Source organism: Cellulosimicrobium sp. BMG9.23, from assembly GCF_059159985.1.
In genome coordinates this window covers 98,131-121,075 of record NZ_JBZGBZ010000007.1, presented here as the reverse complement: position 1 = coordinate 121,075, position 22,945 = coordinate 98,131, and the positions used below count along the sequence as shown (strand labels likewise).

24 protein-coding genes are annotated in these 22,945 nt (G+C 73.3%); 16 read left to right on the top strand and 8 right to left on the bottom strand.

What is annotated here, in order from left to right:
• Window positions 1-39: 39 nt before the first annotated feature.
• From AC4H2G_RS13280 to AC4H2G_RS13265, 4 genes are all read right to left on the bottom strand, one after another.
• Window positions 40-1,161 (bottom strand): tyrosine-type recombinase/integrase, encoded by a 1,122-nt coding sequence (locus AC4H2G_RS13280; protein WP_494366205.1) that lies wholly within the window; start codon window positions 1,159-1,161, stop codon window positions 40-42.
• Window positions 1,158-1,511, bottom strand: coding sequence for a hypothetical protein (locus tag AC4H2G_RS13275; protein WP_494366204.1), 354 nt, complete (start codon window positions 1,509-1,511; stop codon window positions 1,158-1,160). Before AC4H2G_RS13275 ends, AC4H2G_RS13280 begins: the two co-directional genes overlap by 4 nt.
• 316 nt (window positions 1,512-1,827) lie before the next feature.
• Window positions 1,828-2,190: a hypothetical protein gene (locus AC4H2G_RS13270; protein ID WP_494366203.1), complete on the bottom strand. Its 363-nt coding sequence runs from the start codon at window positions 2,188-2,190 to the stop codon at window positions 1,828-1,830.
• Window positions 2,183-3,193 (bottom strand): DUF4349 domain-containing protein, encoded by a 1,011-nt coding sequence (locus AC4H2G_RS13265; protein WP_494366202.1) that lies wholly within the window; start codon window positions 3,191-3,193, stop codon window positions 2,183-2,185. The genes AC4H2G_RS13270 and AC4H2G_RS13265 overlap by 8 nt, the downstream gene beginning before the upstream one ends.
• Before the next feature lie 118 nt (window positions 3,194-3,311).
• Here AC4H2G_RS13265 and AC4H2G_RS13260 point away from each other — a divergent pair, with 118 nt between their 5' ends.
• The 9 genes from AC4H2G_RS13260 to AC4H2G_RS13220 all read left to right on the top strand — a co-directional run bounded on the left by AC4H2G_RS13260 (window position 3,312) and on the right by AC4H2G_RS13220 (window position 13,260).
• Window positions 3,312-4,235 (top strand): PfkB family carbohydrate kinase, encoded by a 924-nt coding sequence (locus tag AC4H2G_RS13260; protein WP_494366201.1) that lies wholly within the window; start codon window positions 3,312-3,314, stop codon window positions 4,233-4,235.
• Window positions 4,236-4,381: 146 nt separating this feature from the next.
• On the top strand, window positions 4,382-5,542 hold the full coding sequence (locus AC4H2G_RS13255) for an ROK family protein (protein ID WP_494366200.1): 1,161 nt from the start codon (window positions 4,382-4,384) through the stop codon (window positions 5,540-5,542).
• Window positions 5,543-5,746: 204 nt separating this feature from the next.
• Window positions 5,747-7,057: an extracellular solute-binding protein gene (locus AC4H2G_RS13250; RefSeq protein ID WP_494366199.1), complete on the top strand. Its 1,311-nt coding sequence runs from the start codon at window positions 5,747-5,749 to the stop codon at window positions 7,055-7,057.
• A gap of 147 nt (window positions 7,058-7,204) precedes the next feature.
• Window positions 7,205-8,164, top strand: a complete 960-nt coding sequence (locus tag AC4H2G_RS13245) for a carbohydrate ABC transporter permease (RefSeq protein WP_494366198.1) — start codon at window positions 7,205-7,207, stop codon at window positions 8,162-8,164.
• A 5-nt stretch (window positions 8,165-8,169) separates the two neighbouring features.
• Complete coding sequence (locus AC4H2G_RS13240) at window positions 8,170-9,093, top strand: carbohydrate ABC transporter permease (RefSeq protein ID WP_494366456.1); 924 nt, start codon at window positions 8,170-8,172, stop codon at window positions 9,091-9,093.
• Between the two features lies 1 nt (window position 9,094).
• Window positions 9,095-10,132, top strand: coding sequence for an ROK family protein (locus tag AC4H2G_RS13235; protein ID WP_494366197.1), 1,038 nt, complete (start codon window positions 9,095-9,097; stop codon window positions 10,130-10,132).
• Window positions 10,132-10,914 carry a glucosamine-6-phosphate deaminase gene (nagB, locus tag AC4H2G_RS13230; protein WP_494366196.1) on the top strand — a complete coding sequence of 261 codons (783 nt, stop codon included), beginning with the start codon at window positions 10,132-10,134 and terminating at the stop codon, window positions 10,912-10,914. The genes AC4H2G_RS13235 and nagB overlap by 1 nt, the downstream gene beginning before the upstream one ends.
• Before the next feature lie 160 nt (window positions 10,915-11,074).
• Window positions 11,075-11,410, top strand: coding sequence for a DUF3039 domain-containing protein (locus AC4H2G_RS13225; RefSeq protein WP_494366195.1), 336 nt, complete (start codon window positions 11,075-11,077; stop codon window positions 11,408-11,410).
• Complete coding sequence (locus tag AC4H2G_RS13220) at window positions 11,407-13,260, top strand: DEAD/DEAH box helicase (RefSeq protein ID WP_494366194.1); 1,854 nt, start codon at window positions 11,407-11,409, stop codon at window positions 13,258-13,260. The genes AC4H2G_RS13225 and AC4H2G_RS13220 overlap by 4 nt, the downstream gene beginning before the upstream one ends.
• 91 nt (window positions 13,261-13,351) lie before the next feature.
• Here AC4H2G_RS13220 and AC4H2G_RS13215 read toward each other — a convergent pair whose 3' ends face one another.
• Complete coding sequence (locus AC4H2G_RS13215) at window positions 13,352-14,791, bottom strand: nicotinate phosphoribosyltransferase (protein ID WP_494366193.1); 1,440 nt, start codon at window positions 14,789-14,791, stop codon at window positions 13,352-13,354.
• A 65-nt stretch (window positions 14,792-14,856) separates the two neighbouring features.
• On the opposite strand from AC4H2G_RS13215, the gene clpS reads away from it, so the two are divergent.
• From clpS to AC4H2G_RS13185, 6 genes are all read left to right on the top strand, one after another.
• On the top strand, window positions 14,857-15,192 hold the full coding sequence (gene clpS / locus AC4H2G_RS13210; protein ID WP_494366192.1) for an ATP-dependent Clp protease adapter ClpS: 336 nt from the start codon (window positions 14,857-14,859) through the stop codon (window positions 15,190-15,192).
• Window positions 15,189-15,899: a DUF2017 family protein gene (locus AC4H2G_RS13205; protein ID WP_494366191.1), complete on the top strand. Its 711-nt coding sequence runs from the start codon at window positions 15,189-15,191 to the stop codon at window positions 15,897-15,899. Before clpS ends, AC4H2G_RS13205 begins: the two co-directional genes overlap by 4 nt.
• Before the next feature lie 88 nt (window positions 15,900-15,987).
• Window positions 15,988-16,791 (top strand): glutamate racemase, encoded by an 804-nt coding sequence (gene murI / locus AC4H2G_RS13200; protein ID WP_494366190.1) that lies wholly within the window; start codon window positions 15,988-15,990, stop codon window positions 16,789-16,791.
• Entirely contained in the window at window positions 16,791-17,621 is an 831-nt protein-coding gene (locus AC4H2G_RS13195) for an MBL fold metallo-hydrolase (protein WP_494366189.1), read from the top strand. The genes murI and AC4H2G_RS13195 overlap by 1 nt, the downstream gene beginning before the upstream one ends.
• A gap of 92 nt (window positions 17,622-17,713) precedes the next feature.
• Window positions 17,714-18,478 (top strand): ribonuclease PH, encoded by a 765-nt coding sequence (rph, locus tag AC4H2G_RS13190; protein ID WP_494366188.1) that lies wholly within the window; start codon window positions 17,714-17,716, stop codon window positions 18,476-18,478.
• Window positions 18,475-19,236: a non-canonical purine NTP pyrophosphatase gene (locus AC4H2G_RS13185; protein ID WP_494366187.1), complete on the top strand. Its 762-nt coding sequence runs from the start codon at window positions 18,475-18,477 to the stop codon at window positions 19,234-19,236. The genes rph and AC4H2G_RS13185 overlap by 4 nt, the downstream gene beginning before the upstream one ends.
• 63 nt (window positions 19,237-19,299) lie before the next feature.
• On the opposite strand, the gene AC4H2G_RS13180 is transcribed toward AC4H2G_RS13185, so the two are convergent.
• The gene (locus AC4H2G_RS13180) at window positions 19,300-19,767 is read right to left on the bottom strand and encodes a DUF3054 domain-containing protein (RefSeq protein WP_494366186.1); all 468 of its coding nucleotides are present in this window, start codon (window positions 19,765-19,767) and stop codon (window positions 19,300-19,302) included.
• 157 nt (window positions 19,768-19,924) lie between these two features.
• Here AC4H2G_RS13180 and AC4H2G_RS13175 point away from each other — a divergent pair, with 157 nt between their 5' ends.
• Entirely contained in the window at window positions 19,925-21,559 is a 1,635-nt protein-coding gene (locus AC4H2G_RS13175) for an ABC-F family ATP-binding cassette domain-containing protein (protein ID WP_494366185.1), read from the top strand.
• A 94-nt stretch (window positions 21,560-21,653) separates the two neighbouring features.
• Here the strand turns inward: AC4H2G_RS13175 and AC4H2G_RS13170 are convergent, their stop codons facing one another.
• Together AC4H2G_RS13170 and AC4H2G_RS13165 are read right to left on the bottom strand one after the other, a co-directional pair.
• Window positions 21,654-22,334, bottom strand: a complete 681-nt coding sequence (locus AC4H2G_RS13170; protein ID WP_494366184.1) for a Pr6Pr family membrane protein — start codon at window positions 22,332-22,334, stop codon at window positions 21,654-21,656.
• On the bottom strand, window positions 22,331-22,900 hold the full coding sequence (locus tag AC4H2G_RS13165; protein ID WP_251153340.1) for an NUDIX hydrolase family protein: 570 nt from the start codon (window positions 22,898-22,900) through the stop codon (window positions 22,331-22,333). The genes AC4H2G_RS13170 and AC4H2G_RS13165 overlap by 4 nt, the downstream gene beginning before the upstream one ends.
• Window positions 22,901-22,945: the final 45 nt, after the last annotated feature.

Below are 22,945 nucleotides of genomic sequence, written 5' to 3'. Positions count from 1 at the left end.
CACTACACGCGCTACGAGCACCCCGCCAAACGGGCGCGGTCATCCTTCGATCTGGGGGAACGCGGTGGCGCCGGCGTGGTCCAGCGCGTTCACCGCGGATGCGATGAGGGACGGCTCGAGGTGTGAGTAGACGGACTCGGTAACGGCAATCGACTCGTGCCCGAGGTGACGCTGCACCACAACCATCGGCGCCCCGCCCTTGAGCATCCACGACGCGCACGTGTGCCTCATGCCGTGCGGTGTGGGCTTCTTCCCGATGATGGGCGCGACCGTCTTCGCGGCGGGCTGCCACACGCCCTCGTGGAAGCGTGAGCGGGTCCAGGGCTTGCGGGCGGTGTTGGTGAACAGGTAGTCGGTCGAGGCTTTCCCGTCGGCGGCGCGTGCGAGGGCTTCGAGTGCGACGCGCGGCACGGGGATGGTTCGTCGTGACCGGCGCGACTTGGGCGGGCCGAGGACGAGCGCGTTGTTCTCCGTGTACTTCCATGCGCGGGTCACGGTGAGCATCCCGGCGTTGAAGTCGACGTCCCGGACCTGCAGCGCGGCGAGCTCGGAGAATCGGAGCCCGGTGAAGGGGAGGCAGGTCACCATGTCGCGTGCGTCGGGGCGGACGTGCGCGAGGAATGTGGCGAACTCGACGTCGGTGAGCGTGACCATCTCCTCGCGCTCGGTCTTGGGGATGCGCGTCCCGTCGCAGGGGTTGGCGGTGACGAGTCCGCGGCGCATGGCTGCCTTGTAGACGGACGACAGGAAGCCGTGCAGGTTGCTGATCGACTTCCCGGACAACCCTTCGCGTTCGAGGCCGTTGACCCATGCGGCGACACGTGCGGGCGTTACGGAGTCGACGGGCAGCGGGGTGAGTCCGGCGAGTCTGGTGTCGAGGATGCGGCGGTAGCGGTCGCGGGTGCCGTCGGTGACGCCTGTGAGGGAGTCGACGTGTTCGCGCGCCCATGCCCCGAACGTGGGGGTGTTGGCGTCGGCCCCCTCGCGCTCGTCGAGAACCTTGAGCGCTTCGGCCTTCCCGAGCTGGTCGAGGAGTCTGGCGAACTCGCGCGCGCCTTTCTCGGTGGGGAAGGTGCGCGACGTCATGCGGCCGTCGTGGCGGAACATGATCTGCCACGACACGGTGCCGTCGCGTGACTTGCGCGGGCGGGGAGTGATCATGTGGTGCCCAGCAGGTGCGCCTTGATCGCCGTGGCGTGGTGCAGGTTCAGTTGGTCACCAGCCATCCACTGTCTGGTGCTGTCGATCACCCACCCGCAGGCTGAGCACACCGACTCGATCTTTCCGTCGGCCAGGGTCTCCGTGGTCCACGTCACGTGCCGCGCCAACTCCTTCGCGAGGGCGTCCACGTCGATGGACTCGAACGCGGCGCGATCGCGTGCCACGAGCCACCGGTCATACCCGTCGTAAGCCTGCCGCGCGGGGACGGGTTCGGGGTTAGTCGGGTCAGAGATGCCGACGCAGAACATCGAGCGCACCTCGTTGTCGGTCGGCACGTAGTCCTGGCTCACGGTTCCTCCTGGGCGCATAGGTCGTCGCACTCCGGGGTGTTCGCACGCTGGGCCTCGCGGTCGCTGGCGCGCTTCTCTCCGGTGCTGCCGATGCATACGGCGTATGCATCGACTGCGGATACGAGCCCATCGTAGCCCCATGAGACCCCACTATGGGTCACGGCGGCACGGGTGAAAACCGTTGTGCCATATGGGTTCACTCAAACCACCCGTTCGGGGTTCGATTCCCCGCACCTCCACCCCTGCGACGGACGGCCCGCACCTCTCGGTGCGGGCCGTCCGTCGTCTTCCGTGCCGCGGCAGCCGGATGGCCGGCTCACCAGCCGTGGCGCGCCCAGGCGGTCTCCGCGTCGGTGCCCTCGAGCCACTGCACGTGCAGGACGTCGCCCGCGATCGTCAGCGTGTCGTCGTGGCGCCCGACGCGCGGGGCGTCCGGGTCGTCGCAGTACACGTCGTCGCGTGCCGGGTCGTCGAAATGGGCCCGCCACTGCAGCCGCGGCTCGGGGTTCACGTGCCGCGGGAACGCGTGCGGACCGACGGTGTCCCAGTGCGTGCACTCTCGCGTCACCAGGTACCCGACCGCGTGGCCGTCCGAGCCGTCCGGGCCGCTCGGGTCCGCGTCCCAGAGCCGCCCCACCTCGCCGCGGGCACCGTCCGGGTCCGTGGATCCGTCAGTCACGCGTCGCCCCGACGAGCGGCTGGGCGCCGGCCTCCGCGCCCTCGCCGGGCGCTGCTCCGGGTCCGCCGTCGGGTGCGGCCGGGTCACCCGCCGACGGCGGTGTCCCGCCGGCGGTGGCGCGCCGACGACGGCGCAGCACCCACCGGACGACGAGCGCGACGGCCCCGCCCAGCACGAGCCACGGCAGCAGGGCCCCGAGCACCACGACGAGCCCGTTGAGCGTCGCGAGCAGGGCGTTCCAGCCGTTCTCCAGCCCGCCGAGGAAGCCGCCGGGGGAGAGCTGCTCGACGGGTGCGACCTGGACCAGCGTGACGGTCACGGTCGACATCGCGACCTGGTCCGTGAGGGCCGCCCGCTGCGACTGGAGGGACTCGAGCTCTGCCTGGCGCGTCGTGAGCTCCTGCTCGGCGGCGAGCAGGTCCTCGGTGGTGCCGGCCGATCCCATGAGGTCGCGCAGCCGGTCCACGGACGTGGTGAGCGCCTCGACCCGGGCGTCGAGGTCACGCGCGGCGCCGGTGACGTCGACCGCCTCGACCGACAGGTCGTCCACCTCGCCGACCTGCCCGAGCGCGTCGATCGTGGCCGTCGTCCGGTCGGCCGGGACCCGGATCGTCAGCTCGGCGTGTGCGGTCCCCTCCTCGGCGTCGCCCGACTGGTTGCGGGTCTCGACGCGCCCACCGGCGCTCTCCGCGAGGTCCGCGACCTCCTCCGCGCCCGCGACGGGGTCCGCGGTCACGACCGTGACCCACCCGGTCGTGACGACCTCCCGCGCGGACTCGGCCTGGGCGGCCTCGTCGCCGGTCGCGATGCCCGACACCGGGTCGTCGGAGCCCGCCTCGGCGAGCTCGCCCCCGGCGTCGCCCTCCACGGCGCGGTCTTCGGAGGTCAGGGGCGCGGCGCCCGACTCCGCGTCGCCGGCGTCGCCGGAGCACCCCGCGAGGAGAGCCCCGCCGAGGACGAGTGCGACGACGAGGGCGGGGAGCCGGCGGGTGCTGGTGCGCATGCTGCGAGAGTAGGGGGCCAAGCGTGCGAACCGGACACGCTCCCGGACATCGTGACCGTGTTGTGAACTGGTCGTGACCTCGTCGCCACATGCCGCCACTCGACGGCAGGATGGGCGGGTGCTCGTGTGCTGCGGACTCCTGACGCTCGACGTCGTCCAGGTCGTCGACCGCCTGCCAGGCCCCGACGAGAAGGTCGTGGCCCGCTCGCTCGACGCGACCTTCGGTGGGCCCGCCGCCAACGCGGCGGCGACGGCGGTCGCGCTCGGGGTGTCGACCCGTCTGGTGACGGCGGTCGGCAGCGGGCCGCTGGCGGACGCGGTCCGCGCCGACGTCGTCTCTGCCGGCGTCGAGCTCGTCGACGCCGTCCCGGCGGCACGCCGGGGTGCCGTGCAGCCTGCGCTCTCGACCGTCCTCGTCACGGCCGGGTCGGGGGAGCGTGCGGTGGTGAGCACGAACGCCACGACGCTCGGCGACCTCGTGCCGCCGGGGGGAGCGGACGACGTCGACGCCCTGCTCGGCCCGGTGGGACCCGGCGACGTCCTGCTGCTCGACGGTCACCTCGCCCCGCTCGCGCTCGCGGTGGCGCGACGCGCCCGGGACGCGGGGTGCGTCGTCGTGCTCGACGGGGGCTCGTGGAAGCCGCAGGCGCCGGAGATGGTCGCGCTCTGCGACGCCGTCGTGCTGTCGGCGGACTTCCGGGTCCCGGGCGTCCCGCTCGACGACGAGGACGCGTCGGGGCGGGGCTCGGACGCGACCCTGGCGGACCTCGCGCGGCGCGGTCCGCGCTTCGTCGCGCGGACGCGCGGTGCGCGCCCGGTCGAGGTGCTGCACGACGGGCGCCGGTCGCAGGTGGCCGTGCCGTCGCCGCGCCGCGTCGTCGACACGCTGGGGGCGGGGGACGTCGTCCACGGGGCGTTCGCGGCCGCGCTCTGCGCGGGGGAGCCTTTCGCCGCTGCGCTCGTTAGCGCCGTCACCGTCGCGACGCGATCGGTCGAGCACGCGGGAGCGCGCGGCTGGATCTCCGCGCGAGCGGCCGGCTGACCGAGGGTCCGTGCGCCCTCGGGGCGGAGGTGCGACGGACCGGTGGCCCGGGCCGCGTGTCGCCCACGTTGCCGCTCGACAACGGTTCGGTCACGACCGGGCGAGCAGGTTGACACCCACTTAGTAAAGGCGGTCTACTAACAAACATGACAACGGCAGTCACCGGGACCGGTGCCCCGCGGAGGAGGCTGAGCTCAGGGCTCAGACCCACCTCCAAGGTGCTCCCCGAGCACGCTCGGGCCCACAACCGCTCCCTCGTGCTGCAGCACCTCTTCCACGAGGGCCCCACCTCGCGCGCCGACCTCGCCCGGGCGACGTCGCTGACCCGTGTCACGATCTCCGACCTCGTCTCCGTGCTCATCGCGGAGGGCCTGGTCGAGGAGCTCGGCGTGCGCCCGGGCCAGCGGGTCGGCAAGCCCGCGATCCTCGTCGGGATGCGCACGAGCGCCTATCAGATCGTCTCGGTGGACCTCACCGACGACGAGGTCCTGCGCGGCGCCGTGCTCACCCTCACCGGGGACTTCGTGGTGCGCCAGAGCCTCGCCGTCGACGGCCGGACCGGCACGGAGCTCGTCGACCTGCTCACGCGCTTCTGCCGCGGCCTCATCGCCTCGGCCACGCAGCCCGTCATCGGCGTGGGCATCGGCTCCCCGGGGGTGGTCGACGCCGTCGGCCGCGTCGTGGAGGCGCCGAACCGCCGGTGGTACGACGTGCCGCTCGCGGCGCAGCTCACCGAGCAGCTCGGCCTCGCCGTGCACGTCGCGAACGACGCGAACATCGCCGCGCTCGGCGAGTTCACGTTCGGCGGCGCCGCGGGGGACGGCCTGCTCGTCCTCACCGTGGGCGAGGGCGTGGGCGCCGGCATCATGGTCGACGGCGCGCGCGTGCGCGGGCACGGGGACGCGGCCGGCGAGCTGGGCCACGTGACCGTCGTCGACGACGGCGACCTGTGCGCCTGCGGGCGCCGGGGCTGCCTGGAGACCGTCCTGTCCGTCCCGGCGCTGCGGCGCGCGGTCGACGGGCTCGACACCGAGACGTCCGACGCTGCGCTGGCGTCGGTCGGCAGGACGCTGGGCATCGCGCTCGCGCCTGTCGTCAGTGCGCTGAACCTCGCGGAGGTCCTGATCAGCGGTCCGGCGGACCTGCTCGACGGACCCCTGCGGGAGGCAGCGCTCGAGACCATCCGTGGTCGCACGATGCCCGTCATCGGCAGCGGGCTCCAGGTGCGGATGGCCACGCTCGACGAAGACGTCGTCCTCGCAGGGGCCGCCGTCCTCGTCCTGTCCGGACAGCTGGGGGTCTCGTGAGCACCACGCCCACCTGACCTCCCTGCCCGAACGGGCCGGGTCGACCACGTGACCCGTCCCACCCCGCACGCCCGGCGCTCCGGAGACCCCAGTGCTGCACCCTCCGGACGCGGGGCACCGCACACCCTGAATAACGCAGGACCCCTGCCACATCTCGTGCGCCGTCATCGACGACACCGCACAAGCACCGAGAGGAAGCACCCAGTGAAGAGGAACCGCCTCGTCGCCACGTCCGTGGCGTCGACGATCACCCTGGCGCTCGCGCTGACCGCCTGCAGCTCCGGCGGCGGCAACGACGACGACAACGGCTCCGGCGGCGAGGCCGCCACCGGGGACATCCGCGTCTGGATCAACGGCTCGGACACCCCGCAGGAAGCGCGTGACTACCTGAAGGAGACCTTCGAGGAGGAGAACCCGGGCAGCACCCTCACCATCGAGGAGCAGTCCTGGACCGGTCTCGTCGACAAGCTGACGACCGCGCTCTCCGGGTCCGACAGCCCCGACGTCATCGAGGTCGGCAACACGCAGTCCCCGGCCTTCACGTCGGCCGGCTTCTTCCGTGAGATCACCGAGGAGGAGTTCGAGTCGCTCGGCGGCGACGACCTGCTCCCCGGCTTCGTCGAGGCGGGCGACTGGGACGGCAAGCACTACGCCCTGCCCTACTACGCCGGCTCGCGCGTCGTCTTCTACTCCCCGCAGATCACGGGCGACGCCCCGGTGCCGACGACTCTCGACGAGTACGTCGAGGCCGCCAAGTCCCTCACCACGGACACCCGCTCCGGTCTCTACTGGCCCGGCCAGGACTGGTACAACGCGCTCCCGTTCGTGTGGGAGAACGGTGGCTTCATCGCCGAGCAGAACGACTCGGGCGAGTGGGAGGCGGGCTTCTCCAGCGAGGGCGGCCTCGTCGGTCTCGAGCAGGTCCAGGACCTCATGAACAACGCGTCGAAGGCTCCGAAGGACGGTCAGGAGACCGACCTGCAGGTGCCGTTCTGCGAGGGCAACGTCGCGTACCTGTCGGCGCCGACGTGGATCCAGTGGTCCATCAAGGCCCCGGAGGAGCCCACGGAGCCCGACGGCGTCCCCGGTTGCGAGACGACCTACGGCTCCGACCTCGCGGCGTTCCCGCTGCCGGGTGCGACCGCCGGCGAGCCCGCCGCGGTCTTCGCGGGCGGCTCGAACATCGCCGTCGCGCAGAAGTCGAACAACCCCGAGCTCGCGTACAAGGCGTTCGAGATCATGATGAGCGACGAGTACCAGTCGTTCCTCGGCGCGAACGGCCTCATCCCGGCGAAGGTGTCGCTGTCCGACACCGTCCCGCAGGAGGACCCGATCTCGCAGGCCGGTGTCGCCGCGGCGGCCAACGCCCGCCTGACGCCCGCGTCGCCCCGCTGGGCAGACGTCGAGGCGCAGAACGTGCTCCAGAGCGCCTTCACGAAGATCGCGAACGGCGAGGACGTCCAGGCGGTCGCCGAGGAGCTCGACGCGAAGATCGAGGAGATCCTCAACAGCTGATCCGTCGGTCCGCCCGGACGTGAGCCGGGCGGGCCCGGATCGAGCCGTCAGGGGTGGGCGCTCCTCCCGAGGAGTGCCCGCCCCTGCCCATGACGTGCCGAGGGGCACGTCGCCTGCGCACCACCGCGCACCTGACGGAGTGAGGACATGAGCTCAACCACCCTCGAACCCCGCACCGCGCGCGCCGACGCCGCGGCGCGGGGCACCACGAAGAAGCGACGTCCACCGGTCCTGCCGTGGACGCTCCTCCTCCCCAGCCTCGTCGTGCTGGGGGTCCTGGTCGGATACCCGTTGGTCCGGCTGTTCGTCATGTCGTTCCAGGAGTACGAGCGGGCCCAGCTCATGGGACAGCCCGCCGAGTGGGTCGGCTTCGACAACTACGCCGAAGTCCTCACGGACGTCGACGGCTTCTGGACGGTGCTGCTGCGCAGCTTCGTCCTCATGACCGCCTGCGTCGTGCTGACCATGGTGCTCGGTACCCTCATCGCGCTGCTCATGATGCGGCTCGGCAAGGGCTTCCGCCTGCTGGTCTCGGTGGGCCTGCTCCTCGCGTGGGCCATGCCCGCGCTCGCCGCGACGATCGTCTGGGGCTGGATCTTCGACACGCAGTACGGCGTGATCAACAACCTCCTGACGACCATCACGGGCGAGAACTGGATGGGCCACTCGTGGCTCCTCAACCCGCTCCAGTTCTTCCTCATCGCGACGATCATCATCGTGTGGGGTGCCGTACCGTTCGTCGCGTTCACCATGTACGCGGGCCTGACGCAGATCCCGGGCGAGGTCCTCGAGGCCGCCCAGCTCGACGGCGCCAGCCCGGTCCAGCGCTTCCGTCTCATCATGGTCCCGTACGTGAAGAGCATCGTCACCGTGCTCATCGTGCTGTCGATCATCTGGGACCTGCGGGTCTTCACCCAGATCTACGCGCTGCAGGGCGTCGGTGGCGACCGCGAGCAGACGAACACGATCGGCGTGTACATCTACCAGATGGGCATGGCGCAGGGGCACTACGGCATGGCCGGCGCCATCGCGGTGATCTTCGTGTTCATCATGCTCGGCATCTCGTTCTACTACGTGCGTCAGACGGTCCGGGAGGAAGAACTGTGAGCACCATCTCGACCACCCCCGTCGCGCCCGTCCGCCACGCTGCGCCGCTCGACCGGGACGTCCCGCGCAAGAGCCGCGACACGCAGCGCAAGAAGGCGGCGAACGCCGTCTACGCGGTCCTCGCGATCGTCGTGTTCCTCGCGTCGATCTTCCCCGTCTACTGGATGATCAACACGTCGTTCCTCCCCACGAACCTGGTGCGCGGGACCGACCTGCACTTCTTCCCGACGCCCGACGTCTTCACGCTCGACAACTACGTGAGCGCGATCACGGACGACTCGCGGGCACCGTTCGTCCCGGCGATGCAGAACTCGCTCGCGGTCACGTTCTTCACGCTCGTCATCGCGATGGTGCTGGGGTTCCTCGCGTCGCTCGCGGTCACACGGTTCCGGTTCAAGGGCCGCCGCACCTTCATCATCGCGATCCTCGTGGTCCAGATGATCCCGGGCGAGGCGATGATGATCTCGATCTTCCGGATCATCGACGGCTGGCAGCTGCTCAACACGATCGTCGGCCTCGGGATCGTCTACGTGTCCGGCGTCCTGCCCTTCACGATCTGGACGCTGCGCGGGTTCGTCAACGGCGTCCCCGCCGACCTCGAGGAGGCCGCCATGATCGACGGCTGCTCGCGCGGCAAGGCCTTCTGGAAGATCACGTTCCCGCTGCTCGCACCGGGCCTCGTCGCGACGGGCGTGTTCGCGTTCATCCAGGCGTGGAACGAGTTCCTCATGGCGCTCATCATCATGTCCCGTCCCGAGTCCATGACCCTGCCGGTCTGGCTGCGCACCTTCCAGCAGGCGACGCAGGCGACGAACTGGGGAGCGCTCATGGCCGGGTCCGTGCTCATCGCGGTCCCCGTGGTGATCTTCTTCCTCATCGTCCAGGGCCGGATGACCGGCGGCCTGGTCTCGGGTGCGGTGAAGGGCTGACGTGAACGACCTCACCACGGCCGCCTCGCTCTCGGGCGAGGCGGCCGCCCCGAGCGCCCTCGGTGCGACGCCGCGGCCGAGCCCCGCGACCGGGACCCTCGAGCGCTCCGGCGCCGGGTGGACCGCGGGGCTCGACATCGGTGGCACGAAGGTGCTCGCGACCGTCCTCGGGCCCGACGGCGTCGCGCACGAGGCCGTGCGGGTCCCCACGGTCCGTGGACCGCAGGGCGTCGTGGCCAGCGCCGCACGCGCCGTGCGCGAGGTCACGCGCAGGGCCGGCGTCGACCTGGCCACGCTCGACGGCGTCGGAGTCGGGGTGCCGGGCCTCGTGGACCCCGACGACGGGTCGGTCACCCACGCGGTGAACCTCGGCATCGAGGGCGTCCGCTTCCCGCTTTCCCGTGCCTTGTCGGACGACCTGGGCGGCCTGCCCGTCCGCACGGACAACGACCTCAACGTCGCGGCCCTCGGGGCCTCGCACCTCAGGGGTCCGGACGGGGGCGACCTCGCGTTCCTCGCGCTCGGCACCGGTCTCGCGGCGGGCATCGTCCTGGGCGGCGAGCTCCGCCGCGGCGTGAGCGGCGCCGCGGGAGAGATCGGGCACATCCCGATCGACCCGCGCGGGCCGGTGTGCGCGTGCGGCCAGCGGGGCTGCGTCGAGGTGTACGCGTCCGGTTCCGCGCTCAGCGCACGCTGGCCGTCGCGCCACGGGCGTCCCGCGCCGGCCGAGCTGTTCGAGGCCGCGGCCGCGGGAGACCCTGAGGCCGTGCGCATCAAGGCCGAGTTCGCGTCCGCCGTCGCGAGCGCCGTGCGCATCCTTGAGCTGACCGTCGACGTGCGCCACGTCGTCCTGGGCGGGGGCGTGTCGGCGCTCGGCGTGCCGCTGCTCGACGCCGTCCGCGCCGCTCTCGAGGAGCAGTCGCGGACGTCCCCGTTCCTGTCGTCGTTGCGGCTCGCGGACCGTGTGTCCCTCGCGCCCGACGACGTCCCCGTCGCCGCGGTGGGCGCTGCCCTCGTCGGCCGTCGAGAGGTGTCCTGATGGAAGTGGTGATCGCTCCTGCCGCGCGGCTCGCCGAGCTGGCCGCCGACGCGGTCGACGCGCTCGTGCGCGCACGGCCCGACGCCGTCCTGGGCCTGGCCACGGGGTCCAGCCCGTTGAAGGTGTACGACGAGCTGGCACGGCGGCACGCGGAGGCAGGCCTGAGCTTCGCGCGGGCGCGCGCTTTCATGCTCGACGAGTACGTGGGGCTGCCCGCCGACCACCCGGAGCGCTATCGCAACGTCATCGAGACGGAGATCGCGTCGCGCGTGGACTTCGCCCCCGGGGCCGTGCAGGGGCCGGACGGCAACGCCGAGGACCTGCCCGCGGCGTGCGCCGCGTACGAGTCCGCGATCGCCGAGGCCGGTGGGGTGGACCTGCAGATCCTGGGCATCGGCACCGACGGGCACATCGCGTTCAACGAGCCGGGGTCGTCGCTCGCGTCGCGCACGCGGATCAAGACGCTCACGGCCCAGACGCGTGAGGACAACGCCCGGTTCTTCGGTGACGACGTGGATCGCGTGCCGCGGCACTGCCTGACGCAGGGCCTGGCGACGATCATGTCCGCCCGGCACCTCGTGCTGCTCGCGACGGGCAAGGGCAAGGCCGAGGCCGTGCACCAGCTCGTGGAGGGCCCGATCAGCGCCCTGTGGCCGGCGACGATCATGCAGATGCACCCGCACGCGACCGTGCTCGTCGACGACGCCGCGGCCTCGCGGCTGCAGCTCGCCGACTACTACCGCCAGACCTACGCCTCGAAGCCCCGGTGGCAGGGTCTCTGAGCTTGCACGAGCGCACGCGCACCGGGGTCCCCGGGCCGCGAGCGCAGTCCTCCCGCTGGCCGCCCGTCGACACCGGTCACGCCCCTGACCGGTGCCGGCGGGCTCTTCTGCGCCCGGGCCGGCGGACACGCTGTCGGCGCGGCGACGTAGACTGCTGGCCATGACCGAACTCCGCGCGAGCACGCCCCCCGGCGGTCCCGAGGACCCGTTCCGGAGCCCTGCGACCGAGCCGACCACCGGCACGTCGACGGGAGTCCTCGAGCGCGAGGAGACGCACGAGCAGACCGAGCCGGGCGACCACGAGCGCTTCGCGCACTACGTGCGCAAGGAGAAGATCATGGAGTCGGCGATGTCCGGCAAGCCCGTGATCGCGCTCTGCGGCAAGGTCTGGGTCCCGGGCCGCGACCCGAACAAGTTCCCCGTGTGCCCCACGTGCAAGGAGATCTACGACGGTCTGCGGGAACCGCAGGACGGCGAGGGTGACTCCGGCAAGTGAGCGGCACGCCCCACTCGTCGTCCACCTCCCCGAACTCTCCCCGCACCGTTCCCGGTGCCGCTCCGGCCGCACCGCAGAGCCCGTCGTCCGCGGCGGCCTCGCACCTCTCCCCGGCCTTCCCGCGACGCGCCCCGTGGGGCTCGGCCTCCCGGCTGCGCGCGTGGCAGGCCGCGGCCCTCGAGCTCTACCGCGCCCGCGCGCCGCGTGACTTCCTCGCCGTCGCCACCCCGGGCGCCGGCAAGACGACGTTCGCGCTGCGCATCGCGACCGAGCTCCTCGAGCAGGGCGTCGTGCGTCGCGTCACGGTCGTCGCCCCGACGGAGCACCTCAAGCACCAGTGGGCCGACGCCGCTGCGCGCGTCGGCATCCGCATCGACCCGAACTTCCGCAACAGCCAGGGGCGGCACGGGTCGCACTACGACGGCGTCGCCCTGACGTACGCGCAGGTCGCGGCGAAGCCGGCCCTGCACGCCGCGCGCACGACCGCCGACCGCACGCTCGTCATCCTCGACGAGGTCCACCACGGCGGGGACGCGCTGTCCTGGGGCGAGGCCGTGCGCGAGGCGTTCGAGGACGCGACGCGCCGGCTCAGCCTGACCGGCACGCCGTTCCGGTCCGACACCGCCGCGATCCCGTTCGTGGAGTACGAGCGCGGCCCGGACGGGATCCGTCGCTCGAAGGCCGACTACACGTACGGGTACGGCGAGGCGCTGCGCGACCACGTCGTGCGGCCCGTGCTCTTCCTCACGTACTCCGGCCAGATGCGCTGGCGCACGAAGGCGGGCGACGAGGTGAGCGCACGCCTCGGGGAGCCGCTCACGAAGGACATGACCGGTCAGGCGTGGCGCACGGCGCTCGACCCGAACGGCGAGTGGATCCCGTCCGTCCTCGCGGCGGCCGACAAGCGGCTCTCCGAGGTCCGGCGGGCGATCCCCGACGCGGGCGGCCTCGTCATCGCGACGGACCAGACGGACGCGCGCGCCTACGCGGGCCACCTCGCGCGCCTGACCGGGCAGTCGCCGACGGTCGTGCTCTCCGACGACGAGGGCGCGAGCGGCCGCATCGAGGAGTTCTCCGACGGCGACCAGCGCTGGATGGTCGCGGTGCGCATGGTGTCCGAGGGCGTGGACGTCCCGCGCCTGGCCGTCGGCGTGTACGCGACCTCGACCTCGACCCCGCTGTTCTTCGCGCAGGCCGTCGGGCGCTTCGTGCGCGCGCGGCGGCGCGGCGAGACGGCATCCGTGTTTCTCCCGAGCGTCGCGCCGCTGCTCGAGCTCGCGAACGGGCTGGAGGTCGAGCGCGACCACGCGCTCGACCGCCCGCTCACGGCGGAGGAGCAGGGCGAGGGTTTCGACCCCGAGGCGGCGGAGCTCGCGGCGGCGAACCGGGAGGACAAGGCGTCGGGCGAGCTCGTCCAGGGGTCGTTCGAGGCGCTCGAGGCGCAGGCGTCGTTCGACCGCGTCCTGTTCGACGGCGGCGAGTTCGGCACGGGCGCGGAGATGGGTTCCGACGAGGAGCTCGACTTCCTCGGTCTGCCGGGCCTGCTCGACGCGGACCAGGTGACGAGCCTGCTGCGCCAGCGTCAGGCTGACCAGATCAGCGCGCGGTCCAAGAACGGGGTCTCCGCCGAGCGGGAGCGGTCGGAGCTCGAGCACCGGCGCGCGGCCGAGCTGCGCAAGGAGCTCCAGCAGCTGGTCTCGGCGTGGGCACGCCGCAGCGGGCAGCCGCACGGCACGGTGCACAACGAGCTGCGCCGTCGCTGCGGTGGGCCGGAGGTGCCGCTCGCGACCGTGGAGCAGCTCGACGCGCGCGTCAGCCTCGTGCGCGGCTGGTTCGTCGGCAAGAAGTGACCTGGTACGCCGAGATAGCGATCTGCCGCCGAGAGAGCGACGCCCGACCCGGATTCGTCGGGGTTGCTGACCGGAGGTCGCTATCTCGCTGTCAGCGCAGTGTCCGGACCGTCGTGGGGATCGCCGGGTCGCCGGCCGAGAGCCGGCGTGCTCCGCGGGGCAGCTCGGCGCGCGCCTCGCGGTGCCGGTCCGCCGCGTTCTGCACGCCGTAGGACCCGACCCAGCGCGAGTCCACGGCGCCGTCGACGACGAGCGGGACGTGCAGGGGGCGCACGTCGCCCTCCTCGGTGTCCGGGTCCCAGTCCCGGACGGCGAGGTCGGCGCCCGTGACGACGAGCTCCTCGACGGCGCGCCCGTCGTCCCCGTAGCGGCGGGCGGCGACCTTGCGGCCGCCGGTGCTCGTCTTGGCCGTCGAGGCCTTGGCGACCGGCTGCAGCACGCCCGAGGAGTCCTCGCGCGCGACGAGCTTGTAGACCATGCCGCACGTCGGGGCGCCCGAGCCGGTGACGAGCGACGTGCCGACGCCGTACGAGTCGACCGGGGCGGCGGCCAGCGCCGCGATCGCGTACTCGTCGAGGTCGGACGTCACGGTGATCCTCGTGTCGCGTGCGCCGAGGGAGTCGAGCTGGCGCCGTACCTCGACCGCGAGCACGCCGAGGTCGCCCGAGTCGAGCCGCACCGCGCCGAGCCCCGTCCCCGCGGCGCGCACCGCGTTCGTGACGCCGCGGTGGACGTCATAGGTGTCGACGAGCAGCGTGGTGCCGGGGCCCAGGGAGGCGACCTGGGACGCGAAGGCCGACTCCTCGTCGTCGTGCAGCAGCGTGAACGCGTGCGCCGCGGTGCCGATGGTCTCGAGCCCGTAGCGGCGCCCGGCCTCGAGGTTGGAGGTCGCGGCAAACCCCGCGACGACGGCAGCGCGGGCGGCGGCGACCGCGGCCTGCTCGTTGGCGCGCCGCGCGCCCATCTCGAGGCACGGCCGCTCGACGGCGGCGCTGGTCATCCGGGACGCGGCGGAGGCGACGGCGGAGTCGTAGTTGAGGATCGACAGCACGAGGGTCTCGAGCACGACCGCCTCGGCGAAGGTGCCCTCGACGACCATCACGGGGGACTGGGGGAAGAACACCTCGCCCTCGGCGTACCCGCTGATCGAGCCCGTGAAGCGGTAGCCGGCGAGGTAGTCGAGCGCGCGGTCGTCCACCACGGAGTGCGCGTGCAGCCAGTCGAGCTCGCGCGCCGAGAACTGGAAGGACGCCAGCGCTTCGAGCACCCGTCCCGTCCCCGCGAGGACGCCGTAGCGTCGTCCCGCCGGGAGGCGCCGGGTGAACACCTCGAACAGGCAGTGGCGGTGCGCGGTGCCGTCGGCGAGCGCGGCCTGGAGCATCGTCAGCTCGTAGCGGTCGGTGAGGAGGGCGGTCGAAGGGCTGGGGCCGGTGTCCACGGGTGTCGTCGCGCCGAGGGCGTCGAGTCCGGTGTCGAGTCCCGGGGCGAGGGCGGCCCGGAGGGCGGCGGTGCCCCGGTCGTTCAGGCTCATGCGGAACACGGTAGGGCAGACGGGTCCGTCACGGGCGGTGACGGGCCCGCGAATACAGTGGTGGGGTGAACCTCCCCCCGATCTTCACCCGTGCCGTCCTGCCCCGGGCGTCCGTCGCGGTCCCCGACGAGGCGACGCGCACGGAGCTGGACGTGGCCGCGGACAGCCCGTGGGTCACGCTCGTGTGGAACGACCCGGTGAACCTCATGAGCTACGTCGCCTACGTGTTCGAGTCGTACTTCGGGTACTCCACGTCCCGCGCGAACGAGCTCATGCTCCAGGTCCACCACGAGGGCCGCGCGGCGGTGTCGACCGGGACGCGCGAGCGCATGGAGGTGGACGTGCAGGCCATGCACGGCTTCGGCCTGTGGGCGACGATGCAGCGGAGCGACGAGGCATGAGGCCGTTCCGCACCGACGAGCTCGGGTACGTCGCGGAGCTCGAGCCGTCCGAGCGCATCGTGCTGGCGCAGCTCGCGGGCGACGTCGCGCAGATGCTGCAGGAGCACGCACCCGTCGACGGTCCCGGGGCTCGGGAGGACGGAGACGCGGGGGACGGGTCCGAGGGCGGCGAGGCCTGGGCGCCGCCCGGGTGGACCGGTCCCGCTCCCCGCGCGACCGGGTCGGGCGCCCCCCGGTCCGACCGCAGGGCGCCGCTGGACCCCGCGGTCCGGCGTCTGCTCCCCGCGGCGTCGGACGACGCCGCGGTCGCGGCCGAGTTCCGCCGGTTCACGCAGGACGACCTGGCGGGCGAGAAGATCGGCCGGCTCGTGCTGCTCGCCCAGATGCTCGTGGACGGCGAGCCGGCGCACGCGGCGCCGTTCGTCGTGCCGCGCGACACGGCGAAGCGCGTGGCGGGCGCCCTGACGGACGTGCGGCTCGTGCTCGCGGAGCGCCTCGACCTGCGGACCGACGAGCAGGTCGAGGGCCTGTACGACGAGCTCGACGCGGAAGGGGACGACGGCCCCGACGGCGAGGACGACGTCGACGGGCTCGCGGCCCGACGGTTCCTCGTGAGCGTGTTCCTCCTCACGGGGCTGCTGCAGGAGTCCCTCGTCGACGGCATGCTCGCGGACCTGCGGGCGCGTCGCGGTCGCGACCGGGGCTGACGACCCGGGTCGGGCTGTGGGCGCTGCCACAGCCCGACGGCGCGTGCACGCACGGCCGTCCGGCGCGGGTCGCACTAGGCTCGGGCGCGTGAACGACGCTCCCATCGGCATCTTCGACTCGGGCGTGGGCGGGCTCACGGTGGCCCGCTCGATCCTCGACCAGCTGCCGAACGAGTCGCTCCTCTACATGGGGGACACCGCCAACGGCCCGTACGGCCCGAAGCCGCTCGCGGCCGTCCGCGCGATGGCGCTCGCGGTCATGGACCGGCTCGTCGACGACGGCGTGAAGATGCTCGTCATCGCGTGCAACTCGGCGTCGGCGGTCGTGCTGCCCGACGCGCGCGAGCGGTACACGGTCCGGCGCGGCATCCCCGTGGTCGAGGTCGTCCTGCCGGCCGCGCGCCGGGCGGTGCTCGCGACGCGGTCGGGCCACATCGGGGTCATCGGCACGAAGGCGACCGTCGACTCCAAGGCGTACGACGACGCGTTCGCCGTGACGCCCGGGCTGCAGATCACGACGCAGGCGTGTCCCGCTTTCGTCCCGCTCATCGAGGAGGGTGTGACGTCGGGCCCGGAGGTGATGGCGGTCGCGCACGAGTACCTCGACCCGGTCAAGGCGGCCGGGGTCGACACGCTCGTGCTCGGCTGCACGCACTACCCGCTCCTCACGGGCGCGATCTCCTACGTCATGGGGGAGGGCGTCACGCTCGTGTCGAGCGCCGAGGAGACCGCGAAGGACGTCTACCGCACGCTCGTCGCGCACGACCTCGAGCGCTCGCGCGACGCCGGCCCGCCGCTGCACCGCTTCCTCGCGACGGGCAGCGCCGAGCCGTTCGAGCACCTCGCACGACGCTTCCTCGGTCCCGAGGTCCTCACCGTGGAGGCCGCCTGATGCGGCTCGTCACGGTCGGCTGCTCCGGGTCGTTCGCGGGCCCGGCCTCGCCCGCGTCGTCGTACCTGGTCCAGGTGCCCGCCGCCGAGGCCGCCGCAGCGGGCCACGAGGAGCGCGACTGGAGCGTCGTGCTCGACCTCGGCAACGGCTCGCTCGGCGCGCTCCAGCGGTTCGTCGACCCGCTCGACCTCGACGCGGTCGGGCTGTCGCACCTGCACCCCGACCACTTCGTCGACGTGTGCGGGCTGTACGTGTACCTGCGCTACCACCCGACGCGCGGTTCCGCGCGGACGGGGTTGCCGTCGCGGCTGCCCGTGCTCGGGCCGTCGGACACCGTGACGCGCCTCGATGCGGCCTACGGCGCGGAGCCCGGGGACGGGCTCGCGCAGGAGCTCGACGTGCGGACCTGGGAGCCAGGGACCGCGGTCGCCGTCGGACCGCTGACGCTCGAGCCCTACCGCGTGTTCCACCCCGTCGAGGCGTACGGCGTGCGGGTCACCGGGCCGTCGTCCCTCCGGTCGGGGGAGCAGGCGGTCCTCGCGTACACGGGTGACACCGACGCGTGCGACGGCGTGGTGGAGCTCGCGCGCGACGCCGACCTGCTGCTGTCGGAGGCGGCGTTCCACGAGGGGCGCGACGACGCCGTCGAGCGCGGGATCCACCTCACCGGGAGGCGCGCGGGCGAGGTCGCGACCGCGGCGGGCGCGCGCCGGCTCGTGCTCACGCACCTCCCGGCCTGGAACGACCCTGAGCGTTCTCGCGCGGAGGCGCGCGAGGTCTACGCCGGCCCGGTCGACGTCGCGACGACGGGCGCCGAGTTCCTCGTCTGACCGCTGGGTGCTGGGTATTTGTCGTCCGGACGACGCCCGGACGACAAATACCCAGCACTCAGCGCGCGGGGCGCGGTCGGTAGGGTGGGCGCATGACCTCCCCTGACGTCTCCGGCGGCTCCGTGCTGCGCGTCGACGGCCGCGCGCCCGACCAGCTCCGTCCCGTGACCATCACGCGCAACTGGCTCGACCACGCCGAGGGCAGCGTCCTCGTCGAGTTCGGGCGCACGCGCGTGCTGTGCGCGGCGTCGTTCACCGAGGGCGTGCCGCGCTGGCGCAAGGGCTCCGGCGAGGGCTGGGTCACGGCCGAGTACGCGATGCTCCCGCGCGCGACGAACGAGCGCAGCCAGCGCGAGTCGGTCAAGGGCAAGATCGGCGGCCGCACGCACGAGATCTCGCGGCTCATCGGGCGCTCGCTGCGCGCGGTCATCGACGTCTCCGCGCTCGGCGAGAACACGATCGTCCTCGACTGCGACGTGCTCCAGGCCGACGGCGGCACACGGACCGCGGCGATCACCGGCGCCTACGTCGCGCTCGCCGACGCGGTCGCGTGGGGCCAGCGCCACGGTCACGTGAAGTCCGGCGGCAAGCCGGTGCTGACGGACTCCGTCGCGGCCGTGAGCGTCGGGATCATCGACGGCGTGCCGATGCTCGACCTCCCGTACGTCGAGGACGTGCGCGCCGAGACCGACATGAACGTCGTCACGACGGGAGCCGGGACGTTCGTCGAGGTGCAGGGCACGGCCGAGCACGCGCCCTTCGACCGCGCCGAGCTCGACGCGCTCCTCGACCTCGCCGTCGCGGGCACCGCGCAGCTCACCGCGATCCAGCGCGCCGCGCTCGAGGCGCGCGCGTGAGCGGGACCGGACCGGCGGACGCCGCTCCGGCACCGGGCGGCGCGCCCGTCCAGGTGCCCGACGGCGCTCGCCTCGTCCTCGCGACGCACAACCGGGGCAAGCTCGCCGAGCTCCGCGCCATCCTCGCCGCCGAGCTCGACGCCCACCCCGGGCTCGCGCTGGCGTCCGAGCAGGTCGTCAGCGCGGGCGACGTCGGCGCACCCGAGCCCGTCGAGGACGGCGTGACGTTCGCCGAGAACGCGCTCATCAAGGCGCGCGCGCTCGCGGCGGCCACCGGTCTGCCGGCCGTCGCGGACGACTCCGGTCTCGCCGTCGACGTCCTGGGCGGCGCGCCGGGCATCTTCAGCGCCCGCTGGTCGGGGCGGCACGGCGACGACGTCGCGAACCTCGAGCTCCTCCTCGCACAGCTGCGCGACGTGCGGCCCGAGCACCGGGGGGCGGGGTTCGTGTGCGCGGCGGCGCTCGTCACGCCCGACGGTCGCGAGGTCGTGCGGACGGGCGAGATGCGCGGAGTGCTCCTCGACGCGCCGCGCGGCGAGAACGGGTTCGGCTACGACCCGATCCTCGAGCCCGACGACCAGCCGGTCGCGGATTCGGACGCGGCGTCGGCGGGCGCGGCGCCGGGGTCGGGGTCGGGTGCGGTACGGCGACGGTCTGCGGCCGAGCTGAGCCCGGCCGAGAAGAACGCGATCAGCCACCGGGGCACCGCGTTCCGCGCGCTCGCCCCGGAGATCGTCGCCGCCCTCGCGCCGAGGTAGCACCCCGGTCGCGCGGGGTAGTACCGCGGTCGCCCGGGGTAGTGCCGCGGTCGCGCGGGTGCGTCAGCGCCCGGACAGCTCGCGCTCGCGGCGGCGGCGGTCGGCCGGACGGAGCACGTCGACGAGCGCGACGACGCCACGCCACCCCAGCAGCGTGACGCCGAGCACGCTGAGCGACACGAGCTGGAACGCCGGCGCCACGCCCTGGCCGGTGAGCACGCGCAGCAGCACCCCGAGCGCCCACGCGCACGCCCACACGACCACGCCCGTGGGCCAGAGGCGCCACGGCCGGCGCCACGCCCGCGTCGCGAGCCACCCCACGAGCGCGCCCACGGCGAACGGCCAGGCGACGTACAGCAGCCGCACGACCCCCTCGCCCGGCGTGTGCGCCGCGAGGCCCCCGGACGCGAGCACGAGCACGCACGCGACGTCGGCCAGCGCAGCGAGCACGACGAGACCGAGCCGGGCGCGTCCGACGCCGGAGGACGTCGGCGCGGGGCGGGGCAGGCGGTCGTCGGGCGCGGTGCTCATGGATCGACCGTACCCGCGAGATCGACCCGTCGGGCGCGAGATCGACCCTCAGAGGGTCGACCTCGCGACGCCCAGGTCGATCTCGCGGCCGGCACGCCGCGCAGGCCGCGCACCCGCGAAGGCGAGGGCCCGGTCCCGCGCCGCCTAGGGTTGTCCCGTGCACCTCGCAGCCGACGACCTCGCCTTCTCCTACCCGGGGCGTCCCGTGCTCGACGGCGTGAGCGTGCGTGTCGCGGAGGGGACCCGGCTCGGCGTGGTCGGCGAGAACGGGACGGGGAAGTCGACGCTCCTGCACGTGTTGTCCGGCGACCTCGTGCCGAGCAGGGGCGAGGTGCGCCGCGCGGGCGACCTGGCCGTCGTCGAGCAGGAGCTCGTCGTCGCCCCGGGCCAGACGGTCGGCGACCTCGTCGGCGCGACCCTGTCCGGCCTGCGCGCCGTCGCCGCGGCGCTCGACGCCGCGGCCCGGGACTTCGACCACGACACCGGCGACCTCGCCGAGCTCACCGCGATCCTCGCGCGCGCGGAGCACCTCGCGGTGTGGGACGCGGACCGCCGCGTCGACGTCGCGCTGTCGCGCCTGGCCGCGTGCCGCGACCGCGACCGCGAGCTCGCGACGCTGTCCGTCGGGGAGCGCTACCGGGTGCGGCTCGCGTGCCGCCTCGCCGAGCGCGCCGAGCTGCTGCTCCTCGACGAGCCGACGAACCATCTCGACACGAGCGGGATCGACTTCCTCACGGGCGAGCTCGTCGCGTGGCGCGGCGGGGTCGTCATGGTCACGCACGACCGGCAGCTCCTCGACGACGTCGCGACGGAGATCCTCGACCTCGACCCCTCGATGGACGGCAAGCCGGTCCTCTACGGCCACCCGGGCTATCTGTCGTACCGGTTCGCGAAGAACCAGGCGCTGCACCGCTGGCGCCAGCGCTACCGCGCCGAGCGCAAGCGCGCGGAGAAGCTCGCCGAGGTGCTCGACGCGTCGTACGAGGGGCTGTCCGACGAGTGGCGACCGCCCAAGGGCAGCCAGAAGCACCGCCGCGCCACGCGCGCCCGCATCCACGTCAAGGCCGCGGACCGGATGATCCAGAAGCTCGAGGCCGAGTCGGTCGAGGTCCCCGTGCCGCCGCTGCAGCTCGCGTTCCCCGAGCTGCCCGCGATGTCCCAGGGGTGGAACCCGGCTGATCCCGTCGTGGAGCTGCGCAGCCCGCGCGTCGGGGCCGACGACGGTCCCCGCCTCGACCTGCCCGGCACCCGGGTCGCGATCCCGCCGTCGGGCCGGCTCCTCGTCACGGGACCCAACGGGAGCGGGAAGTCGACGTTCCTCGCGGCGCTCGCGGGCCGCGTCGCGCTCGACCGGGGCGCGCGGTCGGTGGTCGACGGCGTGCGGCTCGGCGTCGTCGCGCAGGAGGGCCCCGACCTGCCGGCCGGGGCGGAGGAGCGCACGGGCTTCGACGAGTACGGCCGGGAGGCGCTCGAGCTGCTCGACGCCGGGCGCCTCGACACCGAGCACCTCGTGCCCGTCGCGTTCCTGGGTCTGCTCACGGAGGACGACCTGGACCGGCCGCTGCGCGAGCTCTCCGCGGGCCAGCGGCGCCGCTTCGACCTCGCGCGCGCCCTGCTCGCGGCACCGCACGTGCTGGTCCTCGACGAGCCGACGAACCACCTGTCGATCGACCTCGTCGACGAGCTCACGCAGGCGCTGCGCGTGACGCCCGCGGCCGTCGTCGTCGCGACGCACGACCGCCGCATGCGCGAGGACTTCGAGGACTGGCCCCGGCTCGAGCTCGCGGACTGAGGGCTCGCGGGCTGATCCCGACCGGACCCGCCCGTGCCGGGAGCTCGGTGCCGATCCCTCGACGTCGCGACGGTCCGCGCGCGAGGAACGGGTGTCAGGGCGCGGGACGCAGTCGCGAGTCCACGACCTTCACGAGCCAGGCGAGGCCGAGGAACACCACGGCGACCACCGCGGTGTTCACCAGGGCGCGCCCGTACCCGAGCGCGCCCACGTCGAGGAACGGGTACGGGTACCAGTCCACGACCGCGCCGCGCGCGAACGTGTACGCGATCCACGCGAGCGGGTACGCGACGGACCACCAGACCGTCTCGGACGTGACGCCCGGCCGCGGGCCCACCAGCCCCCAGGCCGCGACCGCCAGCAGCGGCGAGAGCAGGTGGAGCAGGAGGTTGGACACCTGGCCGGCGGCGGAGAGCTCCTGCAGACCCCGGAGCACGGTGTTGTAGACGATCCCCGTCACGGCGATGCACAGCAGGGCGTCGAGCCGCGCGACGCGGAAGACCCGGCCGTCCCGGCGCGGGTCGAGCGCGAGGAGCAGCGACACGACGCCGACGAGCAGGTTGGACTGGATCGTGAAGTAGCTGAAGAGCCGGACGATGCGCTCGGCGTGGCTCGGTGCCGTCCCGGCACCGCCGGTGACCGCGATGACGAGCTCCATCGCGACCCCGGTCAGCGCGACGAGCGCGACGAGCGCGTGCAGCGTCCGCGCCACGCCGAGGCCCGACCTGCGCCCGGGTGGCGCGACGTCGCGTCCCACCGACCCGGCGTCGGTCACGGGAGGCGGCCCACGTGGGCCATCGCCTGGCGGAGCAGCACGCCCTGCCCGCCGCGCATCTCGAGCTGGACCTCGTCGCTGCACGCCTGCTCCGGTGTGAGCCAGGCCAGCTCGAGCGCGTTCTGCTGCGGGCGGCAGTCGCCCGAGACCGGGACGACGTACGCGAGGGAGACCGCGTGCTGGCGCGGGTCGTGGTACGACGTGATGCCCGGGGTGGGGAAGTACTCGGCGACCGTGAACGGTTGCGGCGAGGCCGGCACCTGGGGCAGGGCCACCGGGCCGAGGTCCTTCTCGATGTGCCGCAGCAGCGCGTCGCGGATGCGTTCGTGGAACATCACGCGACCCGAGACGAGGGCGCGCGTCATCATCCCGTCGGGCGCGACGCGCAGCAGCAGCCCGACCGCGACGACGTCCCCGGAGTCGTCGACGCGCACGGGGACGGCGTCGACGTAGACGAGGGGCAGCTGCGAGCGCACGACGGCGATCTCCTCGGGCGTGAGCCACCCGGCGGGCTGCGGGTTGTCGTTCGAGAAGTCGTCGGGCGGGAAGTCGGCGGTGTCGGTCACGCGACTGTTCTACCCCGCCCGGCGGGTCGGAGCGAGTCCGTCGGT